An 18,364-nucleotide genomic window follows, 5' to 3' on the forward strand; every position below is an offset into this window, starting at 1 on the left:
TCTCTCGTCACGACCGACCGTCCCGGTCGCCGCGCTCGTCGTCGCGGTCGACGTTCCATCCGGTGTCGCCCTCGTCGTCGGTCGATTCGAAGGGATCGTCCGCTCCCGTTGCGTCGGTGCCAGTTCCGTCGGTGTCTGGCTCGTCCGGGCCGTCGTCGCTTCCGGTGCGGGCGCCGGTGGCGCCACTGCCCGGGCCGTCGTCACCAGTCTCGTCGCGGTCGGCGCCGCCGTCGGCCCGGACGGCGGCGCGGGCGTCGGGGATCACGTCGAACTCGCCGTTGGCGTCCCCGAGGACGAGCAGCGCGTAGTACCGCAGGAACGTCTGGAAGGGGACCTGGACGAGCAGCGCGGCGACGAACAGCAGTATCAGGTAGGCGAACAGGAGGACGAAGACGACCAGTCCGCCGGCGCCGGTGAGTCCGAGCACGAGCAACAGGGGGACGCCGACGACAAGGAACGGGACGGCGACCGCGACCGCGATCAACACGACCAGGAAGCTCACCGCGATTCCCACGGCGATGCTGAGCAGGAAGCTCACGAAAAGGTACGCGAGGAACTCCACCCACTCGCCGGTGAGGGTCGGCCAGAACCGCCGCCACGCGCCGATTACCCCGCGGTCCTCCCGGAGCATCACGGGGACGACGAACATCGTCGTGAAGCCGAGGACGGTCCCGACGACGAGCGCGAGCAATAGGAAGACCGGGATCCCGAGCAGGATCACCGCCAGTATCGTCTCGTCGCTCCAGCCGGTGGGGGGCCACCCGCTCATCGCGACGCCGACGCCGAGCAGGGCCGCCGCCGCGGCCCCCGTCGTCAGCGTCCAGACGAGGAATCGGAAGACGAACAGACGGACGCCCTGCCGCCAGTAGCGCCCGACGTTCCGCCGGAGCCTGACCTCCTCGTCGCGCAGCGAGGCGACGAAGACGAACTCCATCGTCGCGGCCGCGACGGAGTACAGGAGGAAGACGAGGAGGCCGACGAGGACGACCCCGGCGATCAGGACGAGCAGTTCCGCGGTGATCTCGGGCGTGATCTCCGGTCCGGGCCCGCCGGGGGTCGGTTCGCCCGGCTCCGGCCCGTCGCCGAATCCGCCGGTCGGCGCGCCGGGAAACGAGAAACCGGCTCCGCCGACGAAGAACATCACCACCGCCAGCCGGAACCAGCGGACCCGGTCGAAGGGAGTGAGGAACCGCTTCGTCGCCTCGATGGCGTCGTCGAGGTCGTCCAGGGCAGCGAGGGACATAGGCGGCCCGTTCACCGCCCTGTTACATATCTTTCGTGGTCGGTTCAGCCAGCGGACCTGTCTCCGCGTCGGGAGTTCCGCTCCGAGACGAAGCCGTCAATCGTCCGCACGGACGTCCTCGACGCGCATGAGCGGGTAGCCGTCCTGCATGTCCATACGCGTGCGGACCTCGTTCCCCTCGTAGTCGATCCGCATCTCGACGTCGAGGAACCGGCCGGTCAGTTCCGTGTAGTCGGCGGCCGAGTCGGCCAGTTCCGCGTCGAGTTCGTCGGTGAGCACGTCGACCGTGACCGACTCGCAGTGGGGCTGGTTCTCGATTGCCTCCTCCATAGCACGGGCGAGGCTGTCGGCGCTCGCGGGGCTGACCGGCGTGCCGGCGAACTGGTGGTAGAGCGAGCCGAACTTGATGCCCGCCTCGAAGCAGGCCGTCTGGGCGTCGGTGGCGTCCATACCGGCCGCTGGGCGCCCCGGGAGTAATCAGTGTCGGCTGTTGGGGACGAGCAGGTTGGCTCGCGCGCTCAACGACTGACGCTGGGAGCCGATTTCCGTTGCAACTCGGGAGAACAGTGGAACGGATCAGAATCCTCAAAGCCTCGTTCTGTCTACCGAAAGAGATGACGACTATCGTTGCAGTCCGACACGGTGAGACCACGTGGAACCGGAAGCAACGATTGCAAGGCTGGGCGCCCGCCAAACTCACCGACCTCGGTCGAGAGCAGGCCGACCAACTCGGCGTAGCACTCACAGCGGGATACGACGTCGACCGCATCCTGTCGTCGGGCCTCTATCGGGCGGAGGCGACGGTAGAAATCCTGCTCGAACACGTCGACGCGCCGGTCGCGTTCGAATCGGCGTGGCGCGAGCGTGACGTCGGCGTCTACCAGGGCCTACCGGTCGACGAGATGTCGGAGCGGTTCCCCGAGCACGACCTCGGCGAGACTGGTCCAGAAGCAGCGCACAGACGAGCGGAAAGCGGTGAAAGCCTCGTGGACGTCCGCGAACGCGTCGTCGAGCGGTGGGAGACGACACTGGCCGAGTGTGACTCGAGAGAGACCATCCTCGTCGTGACGCACGGTGGCCCTATTCGCCTGCTTCTCGGACACCTGAAAGACCTCGACATCGTCGAGACGATCACGGAGCAGTCACAGGGGTGCTGCTCGATCAACGAGTTCGAGGTCGACCACGAGTCAGGTGCGGTGCGGATCGTTCGCGAGAACGATACCAGTCACTGCTGAATCGCCCAGCGTCGCTGCATGGTACGACGGTGGGAAATCACACCACGAGTAACCCCTATCAGACCGGGAACCTCCCCCAGTAACCGGCTGATCGCCCGAGTGGCTACCACACTGTACTGAGCGCTTGGTCTATCCCCTGTACTGAGCATCCGTGCGCCGCGGGCGCGCGGTTCTTCGCGGCGAATGAGCGGTGCGAGGCGCGAGTGAAACGAGCGCCTCGATAGCGATCGGGCAAGCCCGCGAGTAACGAACGAGCCGCGCTTTTTCACCCACGTTATTGGCTCGGGAGTCGCGCTCTGCGCGACCCCCCGAGCGAAAAAGACGGATCCGCATGATACTTACTGGCCGGTCGCAAGGGTTCACCTGAATGGACGAGCCGGTTTTACTCACTGGTGCGGGAGGGCGCGTCGGGCGGGCCGTACTCCAGGGGCTCGAAGACGAGTACGAGTGGAAACTCCTCTTGCACAGCCCGCCGGACGAGGAGCCCGACCACGAGTACCTCATCGGCGACGTGACCGACGAGGAGACCGTCGCGGAGGCGATGGACGGCGTCGGTGCGGTCATCCACCTCGCGGGGGACCCGCGTCCGAGCGCCCCGTGGCCCTCGGTGCTCTCGAACAACATCGACGGCACCCAGAAGATGTACGAGGCGGCGATCGACGAGGGCGTCGAGAAGTTCGTCTTCGCCTCCTCGAACCACGCCGTCGGCGCCTACGAGACCGACGAGCGGACGCCCGACATGTACCGCCGCGGCGACGACTTCCGCCTCGACGGGAGCGAGTTCCCGCGCCCGGGCAACCACTACGGCGTCTCGAAGGCCACCGGCGAGATCCTCGGGCGGTACTACCACGACGAGTACGGCATCGCGGTCTGCAACATCCGCATCGGGAACCTCACGAAGGGCCACCCACCGATCGACTACGAACGCGGCCAGGCCATGTGGCTCTCCTACCCCGACTGCGCGCGAATCCACCGCTGCGCGCTGGAGGCCGACTACGGCTTCGAGATCGTCTACGGCATCTCCGACAACGACCGGAAGTACTACTCGCTGGAACGTGCTCGCGAGGTGCTGGGATACGACCCCCAGGACAACTCCGCAGAGTGGGACGCCGACGAGAAAGTCGTCGACGCGGAGTAATTCCGACCGTTTTTCCCGGCGACCGGCATCGGGATCGTCTACGGCATCCTCGCGAGCGGAGCGAGGGCTCGACAGGCGGGCGCTGCGCGGCCGACCAGCGGGAGACCGCGACGTGAGCGAACGGCGCCAGCCGTGAGCGAAGCGAGTCTGTCGGCGTCTCCGACAACGACCGGAAGTACCTCTCGCTGGAGCGCGCGAGAGAAGTCCTCGGCTACGACCACCAGGACAACTCCGCCGAGTGGGACGCTGACGAGAAGGTCGTTGAAGACGACGAAGCCCGGTCGCGAAACCCGAGGCTAGATCCGGTTTTCGCCCTCCGTCTCGAAGCCAGACACGGCGTGTCGGCGGTCGGTCGCCGTCTGGCAGTTCGTTCGTGATTCTCCTGACCGATGGACAGTTCGTTCTGTCGCGACGCTGGCCCGCTCACTCCGAGAGCATCTCTTGCACGTCGCCCAACAGCTCGGGGGCGGACTCGAGACCGCGGTATCGGACTTCCCCGTTGCGCTGGTCGAACTCGAGCCAGCCGACCGATTCCAGCTTCGGTAGGTGTTTGTGAACGAGCACCGTGGGGAGATTTTCGCGGTCGCCGTCGGGCATTCGGGTGTCGATGTAGTCGCCGATCTCGTCGATAGTCGCGGTGTCCCCGGCGGCCTCGTTCTCGAAGTAATTGATTATCTCCCTCCGCAGGTGATGGGCCAGCGCTCCCAGTATCTCGTCGACCGCGTTCGCTTCCTCCGGATAACAGTCAGCGGGAGGCATGGTCGCAGTTCGCGTTCCGCCCCAAAAAACAGCCTCCGATTAACATCCTTATCGATCGTTAAGAATAGCTATTTCGTCACTATCATCGTGGAGAACGCGGATCCTTTCGGCGGGGTCGCTCCGTCGTCGCAGTCGTCGGGGGCGGTCCGTGCCACCGAACCGGCCCGACCGCTACGTCCCCGAAGGCTGCCGATTACTAACGGTGGCGGAATTCTTACGGGGCCCGCACGTCTGGGTTCCCTACATGAGTTCCTCTTCGCGAAGCGACGCCGAATTACAGCGCCGAGTCCGCCAGCAGGAGACGGTGGCGGACCTGGGGCGGTGGGCGCTGGAAGCGGACGAACTCGACGGGGTGATACGCGACGCGGCGACCGCAGTCACGGAGACGCTCGATACCGACTTCTGCGAGGTGCTGGAACTCGGTCCCGAGGGCGAGCGGTTCGAACTCACGGAAGGGGTCGGGTGGCCCGCGGGGACGGTCGGCTCGGCGACGGTGCCCGCCGAGTCGGATTCGCTGGCGGGGTACACGTTACGCACGGAGGGGCCCGTCGTCGCGGAGGACCTGGCGGAGGACGAACGATTCGACGGCAACGACCTGCTCGTCGACAACGGCGTCGTCAGCGGGATCACTGTGATCGTCGGCCCGGTCGCGGACCCCTGGGGCGTGTTCGGCACGCACGCGACCGAGCACCGCGAGTTCACCGACGACGACGCCACGTTCGTGCAGAACGTCGCGAACGTCGTCGCGTCGGCGGTCGAGCGGGCGGAGACGAGAAGCCGCCTCGACGAGGTGTACGGTCGCATCTCCGACGGGTTCTTCGCGCTGGACGAGGAGTGGCAGTTCACCTACGTCAACGACCGCGCGAACGAACTGATCAACCCGGAGGGACGCGACCTGGTGGGCGAGACCGTCTGGGACGCGTTCCCAGACGCCGTCAGCCGGGAGTTCAAACCGGAGTACGAGCGGGCGATGTACGAGCAGGAGACGGTCACGTTCGAGGAGTACTACCCGGACCCGCTCGACGCCTGGTTCGAGGTCCGGGCGTACCCATCCGAGAGCGGTCTGTCGGTGTACTTCCGGGAGGTCACCGAGCGCAAGGAGCGACGTCGGCGCATCGAAGAACAGGAGCGCCGCCTCTCGACGCTGATGGCCAACGTCCCTGGGATGGTGTACCGCTGTCGCAACGAGCGCGGGTGGCCGATGGAGTTCGTCAGCGAGGGGTGTCGCGACCTCACCGGCTACGACCCGGAGGCGCTGGAGCGCGGCGACGTGTCGTTCGGCGACGACGTCGTCTTCGACGCCGACCACGAGGCGCTCTGGGAGGAGGCCCAGGAGGGACTGGCCGACGACGGGACCTTCCTGACGACCTACCGCATCGAGACGGCCGAGGGCGAGATCAGATGGGTACGTGAACGGGGCCACGAACGCTCCGAGGGCGGCGAGGTCACCGCGATCGAAGGGGTACTCATCGACGTCACCGAGGAGGTCCGCGCCGAGCGACGGCTCGCCGAGGAGCGCGACGTGTTCGCCGAGGGACCGGCGATGGTCTTCCGCTGGCGCAACGAGGAGGGATGGCCCGTCGAGTACGTCTCCGAGAACGTCACGGACGTCCTGGGCTACGAGCCGGCGACGCTGGAGTCCGGGGAGGTCCCGTACACCGACCTGCTCCTCGACGAAGAGGTCGACCGGATCGCCGCCGAGGTCGCGGAACACAGCGACGAGACGACCGAGCGATTCAGTCACGAACCGTACCGCGTCCTGACGAGCGACGGCGACGTCCGCTGGGTCGAAGACACGACGAAGATCGTCCGCGACGACGCCGGCGAGATAACCCACTACCTCGGCTATCTGGTCGACATCACCGAACGCAAGGAGCGCGAGCGCGAGCTACAGCGCTACGAGACCATCTTCCAGGCCGTCAACGACGGGGTGTACGTCGTCGACGAGGAGGGGCGGTTCAGGATGGTCAACGACGCCTACGCGGAGATGACCGGCTACGACCGCGAGGACCTGATCGGCGAACACGTCTCGATGGTGGTCGACGGAGTCGTCCGGGAACGGGCCAAAGAGGAGGAGGCCGCGCTCCGGGACGGGACGGCCGAGACGGCCGTGATCGAGGCGGAGCTGCAGACGGCCGACGGCGGTCGACTCCCCGCCGAAGCGACGTTCGCGATACTTCCGACCGGGGAGGACGCCGAGCGGCGCGTCGGCGTCGTCCGCGACATCTCCGACCGGAAGGCTCGCGAGCAGGAACTCCGGCGCTACGAGCGCCTCGTCGAGAACCTCCCCGTCGGCGTCTATCGGAACACGCCCGGCCCGGAGGGCGAGTTCGTCGAAATGAACGACGCGCTCGCCCGGATCTTCGACGCGGACTCGCCGGCGGAACTGATGGGGGTCTCGGTCAGCGACCTCTATCCGGACCCCGAGACCCGCGCGGCGTTCAGCGAGCGCCTGGAGCGCGAAGGGATCGTCAGGAACGAGGAGTTGCGACAGGAGACGCTCGACGGCCGGGAGATCTGGATCTCGGGGACGGGGATCCGGACCGAGGAGGACGGCGAGGTCTACTTCGACGGGATCGTCCAGGACGTCACCGACCGGAAGGAGCGCGAACGCGAACTCCGGGAGACCGAACGCCGCTTCGAGGCGGTCTTCGAGGATCCGAACATCCTCGTCGGGTTGCTCGAACCAGACGGGACGGTGCTGGACATCAACGAGACGGCGATGGAGTACATCGACGCCGACCTCGTCGAGGTACAGGGCGAAGCGTTCTGGGAGACGCCCTGGTGGGGGGCCGGCGACGACGTCCGGGACGACGTCAGGGAGTGGACCGAGCGCGCGTCCGCCGGCGAGTACGTCGAATTCCAGGCGGACCTCACCCGCCCGAACGGCGAGCAGTACACGCTCGAAGGCTACTTCAGGCCCGTCACGGACGACGACGGCGAGGTCGTGTCGATCATCGTCTCCGACCGCGACGTCTCCGAGCGACGCGAGTACGAACGGCGACTCGCGGAGTCCGAGCAGCGCTACCGGACGCTCGCCGAGTACTTCCCCAACGGCGTCGTGACGCTGTTCGACCACGACCTGGTGTACACGCTGGCCGCCGGACGGGGCTTCGAGGACCTCCCCATCGACCCCGACGATCTCGAGGGCGAGCAGTTCCGCGACGTCTGGCCAGCGCACACCGCGGACGCGCTCGAACCGGCGTTCGAGGCGGCGCTCGACGGTCGAGAGCGGGCGGTCGAGGTCGAGTACCAGGGCCGGGACTGGCTCATCCACGGCGTCCCGATCACCGACGAACGGGGTGACGTCTTCGCCGGGATGACGATGGCCCAGGACATCACCGAGCGAAAGGAGCGCGAGCGGGCGCTCGAACGGCGGACCAGTCAGCAGGAGGCCATCGCCGAACTCGGCCAGTTCGCGCTCGAAACCGACGACGTCGACGAACTCATGCGCGAGGCGAGCCGGCAGGTGGCCGAGGTGCTCGACAACGAGTACTGCAAGGTGCTCGACCTCGACGGCGACAGACGGGAGCTTCTCCTGCGCCAGGGCGTCGGCTGGGACGAGAGGATCGTCGGACAGGCGACCGTCGACGCCGACGACAACTCGCAGGCGGGGTACACGCTGCTCTCGGAACAGCCCGTCGTCGTCGACGACCTCGACGCGGAGACCCGATTCAGCGGCCCCGAGTTGCTCACGTCCCACGACGTCGTGAGTGGGATCAGTACGGTCATCGGCTCCGTCGAGGAGCCGTGGGGCATCCTCGGGACGCACGACACCGGGCGATGCGAGTTCACCGACGAGGACGTCAACTTCGTCATGAGCGTCGCCAACGTCCTCGCCGAGGCCGTCGAGCGCCGCCGCTACCAGGAGGACCTCGAACAGCTGGTCGCCGACCTGGAGGAGTCCAACGAACGGCTCGAACAGTTCGCCTACGCCGCCTCGCACGACCTGCAGGAACCGCTGCGGATGGTCTCCAGCTACCTCCAGCTGATCGAACGCCGCTACGAGGACAAACTCGACGATGACGGCCGGGAGTTCCTCGAGTTCGCCGTCGACGGCGCCGACCGCATGCGCGACATGATCGACGGACTCCTCGCGTACTCGCGCGTCGAGACGCGGGGCGACCCGTTCGAGACGGTCGACCTCGACGCGGTGCTCGCGGACGCCCGCGAAGACCTCCGGGTGAAGATCGAGGAGACCGACGCGGCGATCACGGCCGAGTCACTGCCCGAGGTCCACGCCGACGCCGGGCAGGTTCGTCAGGTGTTCCAGAACCTGCTCGACAACGCGATCGAGTACAGCGGCGACGAGACCCCGCGGATCTACGTCTCCGCCGAACGCGCCCGCGACGAGTACGTCGTTTCCGTTCGAGACGAGGGGATCGGGATGGACCCGGTCGACGCCGAGCAGGCCTTCGAGGTGTTCCAGAGCCTCCACGACAGGGCCGACTACGACGGGACGGGGATCGGGCTCGCGCTGTCCGAGCGGATCGTCGAGCGCCACGGGGGCGAGATATGGGTCGAGTCGGAACCGGGCCAAGGCGCAACCTTTTCGTTCACGCTCCCGGCACCGGAGGACGAAAATGACTGAGCGACCCGGTGCCTCGGCCGACATCCTGCTCGTCGAGGACAATCCCGGCGACGTCAGGCTGACGCGGGAGGCCTTCGAGGAGGGCAACATCTCCAACACCCTCCACGTCGTGACCGACGGCGTCGAGGCCCTCGATTTCCTCCACCAGCGGGGCGACTACGCCGACGCCACCCGGCCGGACATCGTTCTGCTCGACCTCAACCTGCCTCGCAAGAACGGCGAGGAGGTCCTCGCGGAGGTCAGGGACGACGACGACCTCTCGTGTCTCCCGGTCATCATCCTGACGAGTTCGGAGGCCGAGGAGGACGTCGTCCAGTCGTACGAACTCCAGGCGAACGCCTACCTCACCAAACCGGTCGACCCGAGCGAGTTCATCGAGACGGTCCGGCGCTTCCAGGCGTTCTGGCTCGAAGTCGTCAAGCTCCCGTCGGACGAGGTGGAGTGATGTCCGGAGACGAACTCGACCTCCTCCTCATCGAGGACAACCCCGGCGACGCCCGGCTCATCGAGGAGATGCTTCGCGAGGTCGGCGACCTCCGCCAGCGCGTCGAGGGCGACGCGGCCGGCGCGGACGGCTCGCGGATCCACCACGAGACGACCCTCTCGGACGGCCTCGACCGGCTCGCCGAGAGCGGCACGGACGTGTTGCTCCTCGACCTCGGGCTCCCCGAGAGCACCGGCCTGGAGACGCTCGAGCGCGTGCTCGACGCGACCGAATTCGTCCCGATCGTCGTCCTCACGGGGCTGCGCGACGAGGGGGTCGGCGTCGAGGCCGTCCAGCGCGGCGCTCAGGACTACCTCGTGAAAGACGAGGTCACGAGCGACCTGCTGGTGCGCTCGATCCACCACGCGATCGAGCGCAACCGCCAGGAACGCGAGCGGGCCCGGCGGCTCGAACAACTGGAAGCGCTCAACAACCTCAACCGGGTCAGCCAGGACATCACCCACGCGGTCATCACCACGGACACCCGCGATGACCTCGAACGGACCGTCTGCGAACGACTCGTCGCCTCGGACGCCTACCGATTCGCCTGGATCGGCGAGGTGGACCGGTCGACCGACGAGGTGACGCCGCGGGTATCGGCGGGCGTCGAAGCGGGGTACCTCGACGAGATCACGGTCTCTCTCGACGGCGAGTCCGGGCCCGAGGGTCCGGGAGCGAAGGCGGTCCGGACGCAGTCGGTCCAGGTCGTCCAGAACGTCCGGACGGACCCGGCGTTCGAGCGGTGGCGCGACCGGGCGAGCGAGCGCGACTACGGCTCGGCTGCCGCGGTCCCGATCGCGCACGAAGACCTCTTCTACGGGGTCCTGGCGGTCTACGCCGAGTCCCCGAACGCCTTCTCCGAACCGGAGGTCGAGGTCCTCGGCCGGCTCGGCGACGTCATCGGACACGCGATCACCGCCGTCGAGCGCAGGGACGCCCTGGTGAGCGACGCGGCCCTCGAGATCGAGTTCGCGGTGACCGGGGTCGCCGAGGAACTGACCGCGCTCACGGCGGACGGCCAGGCGGTCGTCGACGTCGAAACCGTGGTCCGCAGCGACAGAGGCGTCGTCGCGTACGGTCGGGCCGACGGCGTCTCGGGGGACGCGTTCCGAGAGGCCGTCGAGCGAACGGAGGTCGTCGACGAGTTCAGGTTCCTCTCGTCGGACGGCGACGAACTCGGGTTCGAACTCGTCACGGACATCGCCACGTCGCTGGTCACCGCCGTCGCGACCCACGGCGGCCAGGTCTCCTCGGCGACGATCGCCGACGGCGAGTTACGCTTCGTCGTCGGGTTCCCGCGCGGGCGCGACAAGCGCCAGCTGGTCGAACTCGTCGAGGAGCACTGCCCCGGCGCGGTCCCCCGCGCACAGCGGACGGTCCAGCGCGACGACGACGCCGTCGACACCGCCGCCTCGGTCATCGAGGACCGCCTCACCGAGAAGCAGCGGTCCGCGGTCGAGACGGCCGTGTTCGCCGGCTTCTTCGACTGGCCGCGGACGAGCACCGGCGAGGAGGTCGCCGACCGCCTCGGCGTCTCGCCGGCGACGTTCACCCAGCACCTCCGGGCGGCCGAACGGAAGCTCTTCGAGGCCCTGTTCCGGGACGAGTCGGCCGACGGGGAGTCTGCCCCGTGGACGCCACTGGAATCCGACTCCGGCAGTGACTCCGACTCCGTGACCGAGTCCCAGTCCGACTCCGGCTCTGGCTCCGATTGATCCCCGGTCGCCGGCTGCCGCTCGTGCTCGTCGCTCGGGCGTTCGCCGCCCGCTCGTCGGTCGACCATCGCGCCGACGTTTGCACCCGCTCGCCGGTCGGCCGTCGCTCCCAGTTGCTTGCCGGTAAACTACCGTTTCGAGCCATCTGCCTCGGAAATAACAGGATATCGGGGTTCTCCAAAACACTTAGGCAGACCGTACTTCCCCCGTGCAGGATAAGGGAGACTTACGATGAGCACCCTCGAGGATACTCGCGGACGACGCCTCGGTACCCAGTCGCTGGACGCCCTCACTCACGGGGCGCGCAGACGCGTCCTCGTCGCCCTGGCCGACGCATCGGGATCGCTGAGCGAACGAGCGCTCGCCGCTGAACTCGCCGCGGCCGAGCGTGACGAGGGGGCCGAATCGGTCGACGACGAAGCGGTCGCGTCGGCTCGAACGAGGCTCTATCACGCTCACTTGCCGACGCTCGAGGACGCAGGCCTCGTCTCGTGGGACCAGTCCGACGAGACGGTGGCCCCGGCCGAGCACCCGCTCCTCGACGACGCCCGGTTCGAAGGACTCCTCCGCGGCGACGACGAGTGGGACGACGTCCGCTCCTGCGTGACGGACGAAGACCGACTGGTCGTTCTCGACGTCCTCACGTCCCGAACGGGGAGCGTGGCGCGCGCCACCCTCGCCCGCGAACTGGCCGCTCGCGACGCGTCGCGGTCGCCGTCGGCCGACGCCGTCCACGACGCCGCGGTGCAGTTGCACCACGTCCACCTCCCGAAACTCGAGGACGCGGGCCTGGTCGACTACGATACCGACGAGGAAACCGTCGCCTACCGGAAGAGCGAGACCCCGTCGGTCGGTGACCTGCTTGTCGGGGCGTAGACCCCGCTTACTCCGTCCGGCAGCGGCTTCGACCGGGGATATCGACCTGGGGCGCCGACCGCATCCGCGGTCGCCGCTCACTCAGCCTTCTTCGTCGACCGTCGCGTCGGGCGCGTTGCGCATCACGCTCCGCAACCCCTTCTCCGCGTTGTGTTTCCGCGTGTACCCCTCGCCGCTGGAGGCGATGACGTTCCCGTTCCGGTGGACGAGTCGCCAGCGCCACTCGCTCGCGCGGTCGCGGAACAGTTCGAATCGCGCCTGACTCACCAGCGGCGCGACGGCCTCGACCGCCGGCGCCCCCGTCTCGCGGTCGTCCCGCGGAGCCGTCCCGTCGACCGCCTCGTCCGCTGGTTCGTCGATTCCGCCGTCCGACTCGACCGCCGCTTCGACCGTCGCCGTCTCCACTGTCGGACGGTCGTCTCTCCCGGACGACTCGTCGCCTTCGGGGGACAGCCCCTGGCCTTCGGAGGACAGTCCGCTGCCTTGGACGGACGGATCGTCGCCTGCGACGGACGGCTCGCCGTCGTCAGCCGATCCGTCGGCGTCATTCTGGGACTCGGACGCGCGAGCGGACTCGTCGGCGGGAACGACGTCGCTCGTCGGCGGTTCGTCGTCGGGCGCCCACTCGAATTCGACTTCGATCTCCACCTCGTCGTCGTCGCGCTCGTACTCGACTTCGAAGTCGAACTCGTCGGGGATCGCCGCGGAGACGGCGTCCTCGCCCGTACCGATGCTGACGGCGCCCGCGTCGACGCCGTCGGCGAGCCCGCGGAGGACGGCGGCCGCTTCGGCCCGCGTGGTCGTGCGATCCGATTCGAAGGCGTCGGTCGGCCCGCCGTCCGCCGGTTTCTCGTCCTCGGACGCTCGCTCCGCGTCATGACTGGTATCGTCGTCGGCCATACCCTCACGAAGGGTCCGCGGCGGAAACGCTTGGCGACGGTTCCGGCCGCTCGCGTCCGCCTCGCTCACCTCAGCGCTCGTCGAACAGCCCGTCCACGTCGGACTCGCGGTGTTCGCGGCGGTCGACGTGTTCGGAGAGGCGCTGGGCGACGATACCCCGGTGCTCGGCGTCGCGGACGAAATCGAGCAAGAACGTGACGAACTCGCTCCCCTCGTCGCCGGCGTCCAGGTCAGCACGAGCGTACCGGGCCGCCTGCTCGATCACCTCCTCGTCGTACCCCAGGTCCTCGGCGAGGACGCCCGCGGCGACGAACGCGGCCTCGACGTCGAGGTCGGCCAGCCCGATGGCTTCGCCCTCGTAGGTGAGCGCGGGGGCAGCCCTGCGCTCGATGCGTTCGGGGTCGCGCGCGAGGCCGGCCAGGAACGCCCGTACGGTCGCGACGTTCACGCCGCGGTAGTCGGGCGGGAGGCCGGCGAGGTAGTCGCCGGCGCTGTCGGCGAGGCCGGTCGCGCCCGACCAGTTGCGCCCGCGGGCGTGGTAGACGGCGGCCGTGAACTGGATGAGCCCGTGGAGGAATCGCTCGTCGTCGCCCTCGGGCAGGTCGAGCCAGCGCTCCTCCCACGCGTCGTGGGCGGCGTGGTAGTGGCCGGCGTTGTAGACGGCGACGCCTGCCCGGAGCTGTGGGTCCATGCGCTGCGGTTCGCCCGCGAGGCCGAAAACCCCTACGACGCGGGCTCGTCGGCGGTCTCCGCCGACGAGTCGCGTTCGTCTGGGGACGCGCTCTCGGCCCCGGCTCCGGTCGCGGTTTCGATCTCGTAGTGGCGCACGAGCGCGTTGACGAACGCGAACTTCAGCGCCATCGAGAGCGCGGTCAGGACGGCGGTCGACCGCGGTTTGCGGCGGTAGGCGGCGTACAGCGCCCCCACGGTGACCGGGAGCGTCGCGACGTCGAGCGCCCGGAGGAGCGTCCCGTGTTTCCCGTGGTCGACCCAGTAGCGTTCGGCCTGGACCACGTCGTTCGTCCACGCCCGCGCGTCTTCGGGCTGGGGGAGGACGACAGGGTTGACGGCGATGGCCACGACAGCCGCGACCAGGAGCCGCTTGCGCCGCGTCAGGATCGCGTACACAAGCACGGGGAACGCGAACACGCGCGTCCACCCGCTCCAGGGGTTGGCGTGTCGTTCCCAGAGGAACTCTGCGAGCCGTTCCGATGGCACTGTGGTCGACACGTCCGTACCTTGGTAGTTTGTCCCAATAAGCGTGGGGTACGACGGGCCGCGTCGAGCGAGACTCCCCTACTGCGGCCGTCCGTCACGGTCCGATGCGACTGTCCCCACGTCGAGCGAGTCGAGTTCGCCCTCGTAGCGCCGGACGAGCGCGGCGACGAACGCGAACTTCAGCGTCATCGACAGGCTCGTGCCGACCGTCGCGCCGCCGGCGTCGCGCCGATACGCGGCGTAGAAGGCGTACACCGTCGCGAACGCGTTCCCGACGTTCAGCCACTGCAGCGCGCCGAGGCTGTCGCCCGTCTCGCGCCACCGGCGCTCCGCGAGGACGACCTTCGTCATCCACGCGTCGGCGTCGTCGGGTTTCGGGAACAACAGCGGGTTCACCGCGGCGAAGAGGATCGCGGCGACGCCCAGTCGCCACCGCCGGTGGTACACCGCGTACGTCAGCGCCGGCAACGTGAGCGTTCGCGACCACCCACTCCACGGGTTGGCGTGCCGTTCCCAGAAAGTCCGCTTCGCCCGCGCTCGAATCGAGTCGTCCATGTTCTGAGTTCGCTCGGCTGGGTGAAAAAGCCGCGCTCAGATGTCTTCGACGAGTTCGACGCCCCAGCCTTCGGGTGCCGTGATGAAGGCGACGCGGGAGTCGAACTCGTCCATGGTGATCGGGCCGTCGTCGATCCGCTCGTCGGCCAGCTGGTCGAGCGCCGCGTCCACGTCCTCGACGGTGAGCGCGACGTGTTCGAAGTCGCCCGTCTCGACGGGCCCGTCGGTCTCGACTAGCTGGAGCGCGGCCGGGTCGTCGGTGTCCTCGTCCGCGGGGTCGCCGACGAAGACGTTCCGCGTCCCGTCGTCGGTCTCGAACTCCCGGAGCACCTCGTAGCCCACGAGGTCGGCGTAGAAGTCGATGGTCGCCTCGATATCCGCGACGCGGATAGACGTGTGTCGGAGTGTCATCGGGTAATCGCTCGGAGAGTTCCGGCTTAAACGTACTGTGATGGGCCGGGGGACTTCGGTATGCCTCGCTACCGGTACCACCTCAGAGGGCGTGGTAGCCGCAACCGCCGATCGATTCATCCCCGCTGTTCTGTGCGGTACTGTCTTCTCCTCTCGCAGGTTCCATCGCTCATTCTTCGCGGTCGGTCCAGAAGTCGAACGAGCGACCGGGGACGAAGATGTCCAGGCCGACTGCCGTCTCCTCGCCCTCGTTCTCGACGCGGTGGGACTCCCAGGGGTCGAGCCACACCGAGTCGTACCGCTGGAGGCGTTCGCTGTCGTCCTCTGTGTGGATGGTAAGCTCGCCGTCGAGGACGAGACACACCTGGCCGTTCTCGTGGTCGTGCATCGGCGAGCTGTGGCCGGGAGGCTTCTCGAACCACTCCAGGCTCACGTCGTCGTCGCCCGCCAGCGCCACGCGGCGCCACCCCTCGTCCGGTTCGTACGTCTCGGCGTCGTCGAAGCTGACTCGCTCCATACGCCTGGATCGCGCGCTCGCGACAAATCTCTGGGGGCCCGTCCCGCTGACCGCCGAACTGGCGGCCCGACTCGTGGAACAACTTAATTGATTCGCCGGCTTTCCGGCGGTGAAACGCGGCTCGTGGCTATAATCGGTGGGGGACCCTATCGGGAGATATGACGGACGTAGATACCGTGCACGACGCAGGACAGCCGCCGGCCGGTGGACCGACCGAGGGACGTGACCCCGTACCGGCGACAGCCGACTGGCTACTGGGAATCGTGACCGGGGCGATCGGACTCGTCCTGGCGGCGGTCGGCGTCGGGATCTACACCCGGGTCGACCGGGCACTGATCGCCGATTTCGTCACCAGCGAGGAGGTGGAGGTGAACGGGATCACGCCCTCGGAGGCCATCACCGCCGGTGAGCCGTTCGTCGACTGGCTCGCGGCCGGCATCGTCGTGACTGGGCTCGTGCTGGTCGTCGGCGCCGCGGCGTTCGTCGTCGTGCGTCGGCGCACCCGCCGCCGGGTCGCCAGCGAGGGCGGCACGACCGCGACGTTCTGGGCCTGTGCCGTCTACGGCGCCGCGGTGACGGCCCTGGTCTCGTTCGTCCCCGGGTCGCCTATCGCGGGCGGCGGCGCCGCGGCGTACCTCCACGACGACGGCTCCGGCGTGCGTATCGGCGCCGCGGCCGGACTGGTCGGGTGGGCGGCGACGGTCCCGCTGCTCGTGTCGGTCGCCGGCGGACTGCTCGCCGGAGCCGACGCCATCGGGCAACTCGCGAGCGGCGCCATCCTCGTCGGCCTCGTCGTCGCCGGCGAACTCCTGGGACTGGCGATCAACGCCGCGCTCGGCGGCCTCGGCGGCCTGCTGGCCACAAGACTCGTCTGACCCCGCTGGTTCGTCGACCCACTCACGCCGGCCACCACGCGCGAAGCGCTGCTCGCGGTGTGGTGTCGACAGGAACGTCCGGACGGAGTCCAGCGCGAGCGAAGCGCGACTGGACGGAGCGCCTCGAAGTGAACGGTGACCGCAGGGAACCGTGAGCGAAGTGAGCGCTGGGCACGTCGGACGTGAACGAAGTGAACGTCCGGACGGAGATTCGAACTCGTGAAGACGTTCCGGGTCGCTCACTGCTCACGGGTCACTCCGTTCCCCGTTCGCTTCCCGAGGCCTCACTTCGTTCGGCCTCGCGCCGTTCGCTTCCCGGGCTGCGACTTCCCTGCTCGAATCTCCGTGACCGTGATCTCCCTCAGCGGAGGCGAGCACACGCTACGCGGTGCTCGCCGGGTTGCTTCGGGAGAGTAACGTCCGGACGGAGATTCGAACTCCGGTCCCTGGCTCCGCAAGCCAAGAGGATAGTCCACTACCCTATCCGGACTCACTCCTACGTACCGCGGTTGATTGTAAAGGGGTTACGATCCGTCCGGCGAGTGTCAAAGGGTCGCTTGATGGTGGAGAAAGCCCTTTATCCGGACCCTCCTCCGTCCTGTCGTGAAGCGACGCACCCTCCTCCGCGGTCTCTCCGCCGCGGGCGCACTGGCCGCGACGGGCTGTCTCTCCGACGGCCCGGGCGCTCAACCGACGGAAACCGACGAACCGACCGGGACCCCGGAACCGACCGACGCCGACACCCAGAGCGACACACACGGGGATACGGTCACCGAGCCCGACCCCGACGGGAGCGACACGCCCAGCGACGCGCCGACGGACACGGTGAGCGAAACGCCCGACAGCGAGCCGTCCACGACGCCGAGCGGTATCGCCGACGAATCGTTCTCGGTGACCGGCAACGATTGCGGTAGCCAGACCGACGAGGCGTCCGTCTCGTTCGACGAGGGCAGCGGGTCCGTCACGGTCACCGGGACCATCTGGGGCAACGACGCCTGTTACACGGCGGTCCTCTCGGACGTCCGCCTCGACGGCGGCTCTCTCACGGTCGTCGTCGCGGCGGAGTCCGACGCGGACACCGACACCGCGTGCGCCGAGTGCATCACCGAGATCGACTACGAGGCGACGATCGCCCTCGACGCCGCGCTCCCCGAAACCGTGACGGTCGTCCACGAACACGGCGGCGAGGACACGCGGGTTACGTCGGCTGACCGGTAGCCGGCTTCGGTAGCGACGCTTGAACCGGGGGAGAAGTCGATCGGGAGCGACGGCAGCGGGGACAACGGTGATGAAAGCCCTCGACACGCTCGATTTGAGTTGGCTCGACTGCAGAGGACGGCAGGTGACGAAAGCCCTCGGCGCGCTCGCTCACGGCTCACTTCGCTCGTCGTTCGCATAGCGAGGCGCTCCCTGCGCTCGCGCCTCGCTCTCGCGGTCGCTGCGCGGGATATTCTCGCTCGCTGCGCTCGCTCGAATAGAGCCCGCTCAGGCGACTCCATTTGCTTCGCTCATCGCAAGCGCGCCTCGCCCTTTCAGTCCGCCAGGAAGACAGTACCGCAGACAGCCACATCCCTCCCCAGCCGATTGCGATGCTCGTCGCAGGCTCCTGCGCTTCTCATCCCTCGCGCGGTTTCGTCGCGGCACGGGGCCGCGACAGCGCGCGCCACCGCAATTGTCTACCCTGCGGACTGATCTGAACACTCCCTCGCGTCGACCCTCGATTTTATACCTGAAGCAGCGACCACACCGACCCATGCACGGAGCGAACGCGGCGAGCGCGCGGACGATCAGTTCGGTCGGTGGCGCGGCCGAAACGGCGGCGAAATCGCCGTACGCGGACTGGGTAC

Annotated in this window: 17 protein-coding genes, 1 tRNA gene and 1 pseudogene; 9 read left to right on the plus strand and 10 right to left on the minus strand. The window is 68.1% G+C overall.

Annotated features, from left to right (window positions below; translation table 11 throughout):
* Positions 1-7 precede the first annotated feature (7 nt).
* A complete protein-coding gene (locus ACMGFE_RS01400) occupies positions 8-1,243 on the minus strand; it encodes a DUF7544 domain-containing protein (protein ID WP_436923206.1) in 1,236 nt (411 codons plus the stop codon).
* 96 nt (positions 1,244-1,339) lie between these two features.
* On the minus strand, positions 1,340-1,693 hold the full coding sequence (locus ACMGFE_RS01405; RefSeq protein ID WP_436923207.1) for a dihydroneopterin aldolase family protein: 354 nt from the start codon (positions 1,691-1,693) through the stop codon (positions 1,340-1,342).
* A 164-nt stretch (positions 1,694-1,857) separates the two neighbouring features.
* Here ACMGFE_RS01405 and ACMGFE_RS01410 point away from each other — a divergent pair, with 164 nt between their 5' ends.
* The 3 genes and pseudogenes from ACMGFE_RS01410 to ACMGFE_RS01420 all read left to right on the plus strand — a co-directional run.
* Positions 1,858-2,478 (plus strand): histidine phosphatase family protein, encoded by a 621-nt coding sequence (locus tag ACMGFE_RS01410; protein WP_436923208.1) that lies wholly within the window; start codon positions 1,858-1,860, stop codon positions 2,476-2,478.
* 367 nt (positions 2,479-2,845) lie between these two features.
* On the plus strand, positions 2,846-3,616 hold the full coding sequence (azf, locus tag ACMGFE_RS01415) for an NAD-dependent glucose-6-phosphate dehydrogenase Azf (RefSeq protein ID WP_436923209.1): 771 nt from the start codon (positions 2,846-2,848) through the stop codon (positions 3,614-3,616).
* Between the two features lie 152 nt (positions 3,617-3,768).
* Positions 3,769-3,888: pseudogene (locus tag ACMGFE_RS01420) on the plus strand (NAD(P)-dependent oxidoreductase); the annotation flags it as partial.
* A gap of 151 nt (positions 3,889-4,039) precedes the next feature.
* On the opposite strand, the gene ACMGFE_RS01425 reads toward ACMGFE_RS01420, so the two are convergent.
* Positions 4,040-4,375, minus strand: a complete 336-nt coding sequence (locus tag ACMGFE_RS01425) for a DUF7344 domain-containing protein (RefSeq protein WP_436923210.1) — start codon at positions 4,373-4,375, stop codon at positions 4,040-4,042.
* A gap of 244 nt (positions 4,376-4,619) precedes the next feature.
* Between ACMGFE_RS01425 and ACMGFE_RS01430 the strand changes: the two genes are divergently transcribed.
* From ACMGFE_RS01430 to ACMGFE_RS01445, 4 genes are all read left to right on the plus strand, one after another.
* The gene (locus ACMGFE_RS01430) at positions 4,620-8,966 is read left to right on the plus strand and encodes a PAS domain S-box protein (RefSeq protein ID WP_436923211.1); all 4,347 of its coding nucleotides are present in this window, start codon (positions 4,620-4,622) and stop codon (positions 8,964-8,966) included.
* Positions 8,959-9,411: a response regulator gene (locus tag ACMGFE_RS01435; protein ID WP_436923212.1), complete on the plus strand. Its 453-nt coding sequence runs from the start codon at positions 8,959-8,961 to the stop codon at positions 9,409-9,411. Before ACMGFE_RS01430 ends, ACMGFE_RS01435 begins: the two co-directional genes overlap by 8 nt.
* Positions 9,411-11,165 (plus strand): bacterio-opsin activator domain-containing protein, encoded by a 1,755-nt coding sequence (locus ACMGFE_RS01440; protein ID WP_436923213.1) that lies wholly within the window; start codon positions 9,411-9,413, stop codon positions 11,163-11,165. Before ACMGFE_RS01435 ends, ACMGFE_RS01440 begins: the two co-directional genes overlap by 1 nt.
* 231 nt (positions 11,166-11,396) lie before the next feature.
* Positions 11,397-12,041 carry a DUF7344 domain-containing protein gene (locus tag ACMGFE_RS01445; RefSeq protein WP_436923214.1) on the plus strand — a complete coding sequence of 215 codons (645 nt, stop codon included), beginning with the start codon at positions 11,397-11,399 and terminating at the stop codon, positions 12,039-12,041.
* A gap of 81 nt (positions 12,042-12,122) precedes the next feature.
* Here the strand turns inward: ACMGFE_RS01445 and ACMGFE_RS01450 are convergent, their stop codons facing one another.
* From ACMGFE_RS01450 to ACMGFE_RS01475, 6 genes are all read right to left on the minus strand, one after another.
* Positions 12,123-12,941 carry an HVO_2922 family protein gene (locus ACMGFE_RS01450; protein ID WP_436923215.1) on the minus strand — a complete coding sequence of 273 codons (819 nt, stop codon included), beginning with the start codon at positions 12,939-12,941 and terminating at the stop codon, positions 12,123-12,125.
* Positions 12,942-13,011: 70 nt separating this feature from the next.
* Positions 13,012-13,632, minus strand: a complete 621-nt coding sequence (locus ACMGFE_RS01455; RefSeq protein WP_436923216.1) for a DUF309 domain-containing protein — start codon at positions 13,630-13,632, stop codon at positions 13,012-13,014.
* A 32-nt stretch (positions 13,633-13,664) separates the two neighbouring features.
* Positions 13,665-14,171 carry a DUF6653 family protein gene (locus ACMGFE_RS01460; protein ID WP_436923217.1) on the minus strand — a complete coding sequence of 169 codons (507 nt, stop codon included), beginning with the start codon at positions 14,169-14,171 and terminating at the stop codon, positions 13,665-13,667.
* Between the two features lie 66 nt (positions 14,172-14,237).
* The gene (locus ACMGFE_RS01465; RefSeq protein WP_436923218.1) at positions 14,238-14,714 is read right to left on the minus strand and encodes a DUF6653 family protein; all 477 of its coding nucleotides are present in this window, start codon (positions 14,712-14,714) and stop codon (positions 14,238-14,240) included.
* A 36-nt stretch (positions 14,715-14,750) separates the two neighbouring features.
* Entirely contained in the window at positions 14,751-15,125 is a 375-nt protein-coding gene (locus ACMGFE_RS01470; protein ID WP_436923220.1) for a VOC family protein, read from the minus strand.
* A 169-nt stretch (positions 15,126-15,294) separates the two neighbouring features.
* Complete coding sequence (locus ACMGFE_RS01475) at positions 15,295-15,642, minus strand: cupin domain-containing protein (RefSeq protein WP_436923221.1); 348 nt, start codon at positions 15,640-15,642, stop codon at positions 15,295-15,297.
* A gap of 158 nt (positions 15,643-15,800) precedes the next feature.
* Between ACMGFE_RS01475 and ACMGFE_RS01480 the strand changes: the two genes are divergently transcribed.
* Positions 15,801-16,517, plus strand: coding sequence for a hypothetical protein (locus tag ACMGFE_RS01480; RefSeq protein WP_436923222.1), 717 nt, complete (start codon positions 15,801-15,803; stop codon positions 16,515-16,517).
* A 417-nt stretch (positions 16,518-16,934) separates the two neighbouring features.
* On the opposite strand, the gene ACMGFE_RS01485 is transcribed toward ACMGFE_RS01480, so the two are convergent.
* Positions 16,935-17,007: transfer RNA gene (locus ACMGFE_RS01485), tRNA-Arg, on the minus strand.
* 113 nt (positions 17,008-17,120) lie between these two features.
* Here ACMGFE_RS01485 and ACMGFE_RS01490 point away from each other — a divergent pair.
* Positions 17,121-17,735 (plus strand): hypothetical protein, encoded by a 615-nt coding sequence (locus tag ACMGFE_RS01490; protein WP_436923223.1) that lies wholly within the window; start codon positions 17,121-17,123, stop codon positions 17,733-17,735.
* Positions 17,736-18,364: the final 629 nt, after the last annotated feature.

It is taken from the genome of Halosimplex amylolyticum (assembly GCF_051414035.1).
GTDB lineage: Archaea > Halobacteriota > Halobacteria > Halobacteriales > Haloarculaceae > Halosimplex > Halosimplex amylolyticum.

What these genes read in the sequence shown, in the direction of transcription:
- ACMGFE_RS01400 (WP_436923206.1), bottom strand. Translation starts at nt 1,243, where the DNA reads ATGTCCCTCGCTGCCCTGGACGACCTCGACGACGCCATCGAGGCGACG.
- ACMGFE_RS01405 (WP_436923207.1), bottom strand. Translation starts at nt 1,693, where the DNA reads ATGGACGCCACCGACGCCCAGACGGCCTGCTTCGAGGCGGGCATCAAG.
- ACMGFE_RS01410 (WP_436923208.1), top strand. Translation starts at nt 1,858, where the DNA reads ATGACGACTATCGTTGCAGTCCGACACGGTGAGACCACGTGGAACCGG.
- azf (WP_436923209.1), top strand. Translation starts at nt 2,846, where the DNA reads ATGGACGAGCCGGTTTTACTCACTGGTGCGGGAGGGCGCGTCGGGCGG.
- ACMGFE_RS01425 (WP_436923210.1), bottom strand. Translation starts at nt 4,375, where the DNA reads ATGCCTCCCGCTGACTGTTATCCGGAGGAAGCGAACGCGGTCGACGAG.
- ACMGFE_RS01430 (WP_436923211.1), top strand. Translation starts at nt 4,620, where the DNA reads ATGAGTTCCTCTTCGCGAAGCGACGCCGAATTACAGCGCCGAGTCCGC.
- ACMGFE_RS01435 (WP_436923212.1), top strand. Translation starts at nt 8,959, where the DNA reads ATGACTGAGCGACCCGGTGCCTCGGCCGACATCCTGCTCGTCGAGGAC.
- ACMGFE_RS01440 (WP_436923213.1), top strand. Translation starts at nt 9,411, where the DNA reads ATGTCCGGAGACGAACTCGACCTCCTCCTCATCGAGGACAACCCCGGC.
- ACMGFE_RS01445 (WP_436923214.1), top strand. Translation starts at nt 11,397, where the DNA reads ATGAGCACCCTCGAGGATACTCGCGGACGACGCCTCGGTACCCAGTCG.
- ACMGFE_RS01450 (WP_436923215.1), bottom strand. Translation starts at nt 12,941, where the DNA reads ATGGCCGACGACGATACCAGTCATGACGCGGAGCGAGCGTCCGAGGAC.
- ACMGFE_RS01455 (WP_436923216.1), bottom strand. Translation starts at nt 13,632, where the DNA reads ATGGACCCACAGCTCCGGGCAGGCGTCGCCGTCTACAACGCCGGCCAC.
- ACMGFE_RS01465 (WP_436923218.1), bottom strand. Translation starts at nt 14,714, where the DNA reads ATGGACGACTCGATTCGAGCGCGGGCGAAGCGGACTTTCTGGGAACGG.
- ACMGFE_RS01470 (WP_436923220.1), bottom strand. Translation starts at nt 15,125, where the DNA reads ATGACACTCCGACACACGTCTATCCGCGTCGCGGATATCGAGGCGACC.
- ACMGFE_RS01475 (WP_436923221.1), bottom strand. Translation starts at nt 15,642, where the DNA reads ATGGAGCGAGTCAGCTTCGACGACGCCGAGACGTACGAACCGGACGAG.
- ACMGFE_RS01480 (WP_436923222.1), top strand. Translation starts at nt 15,801, where the DNA reads ATGACGGACGTAGATACCGTGCACGACGCAGGACAGCCGCCGGCCGGT.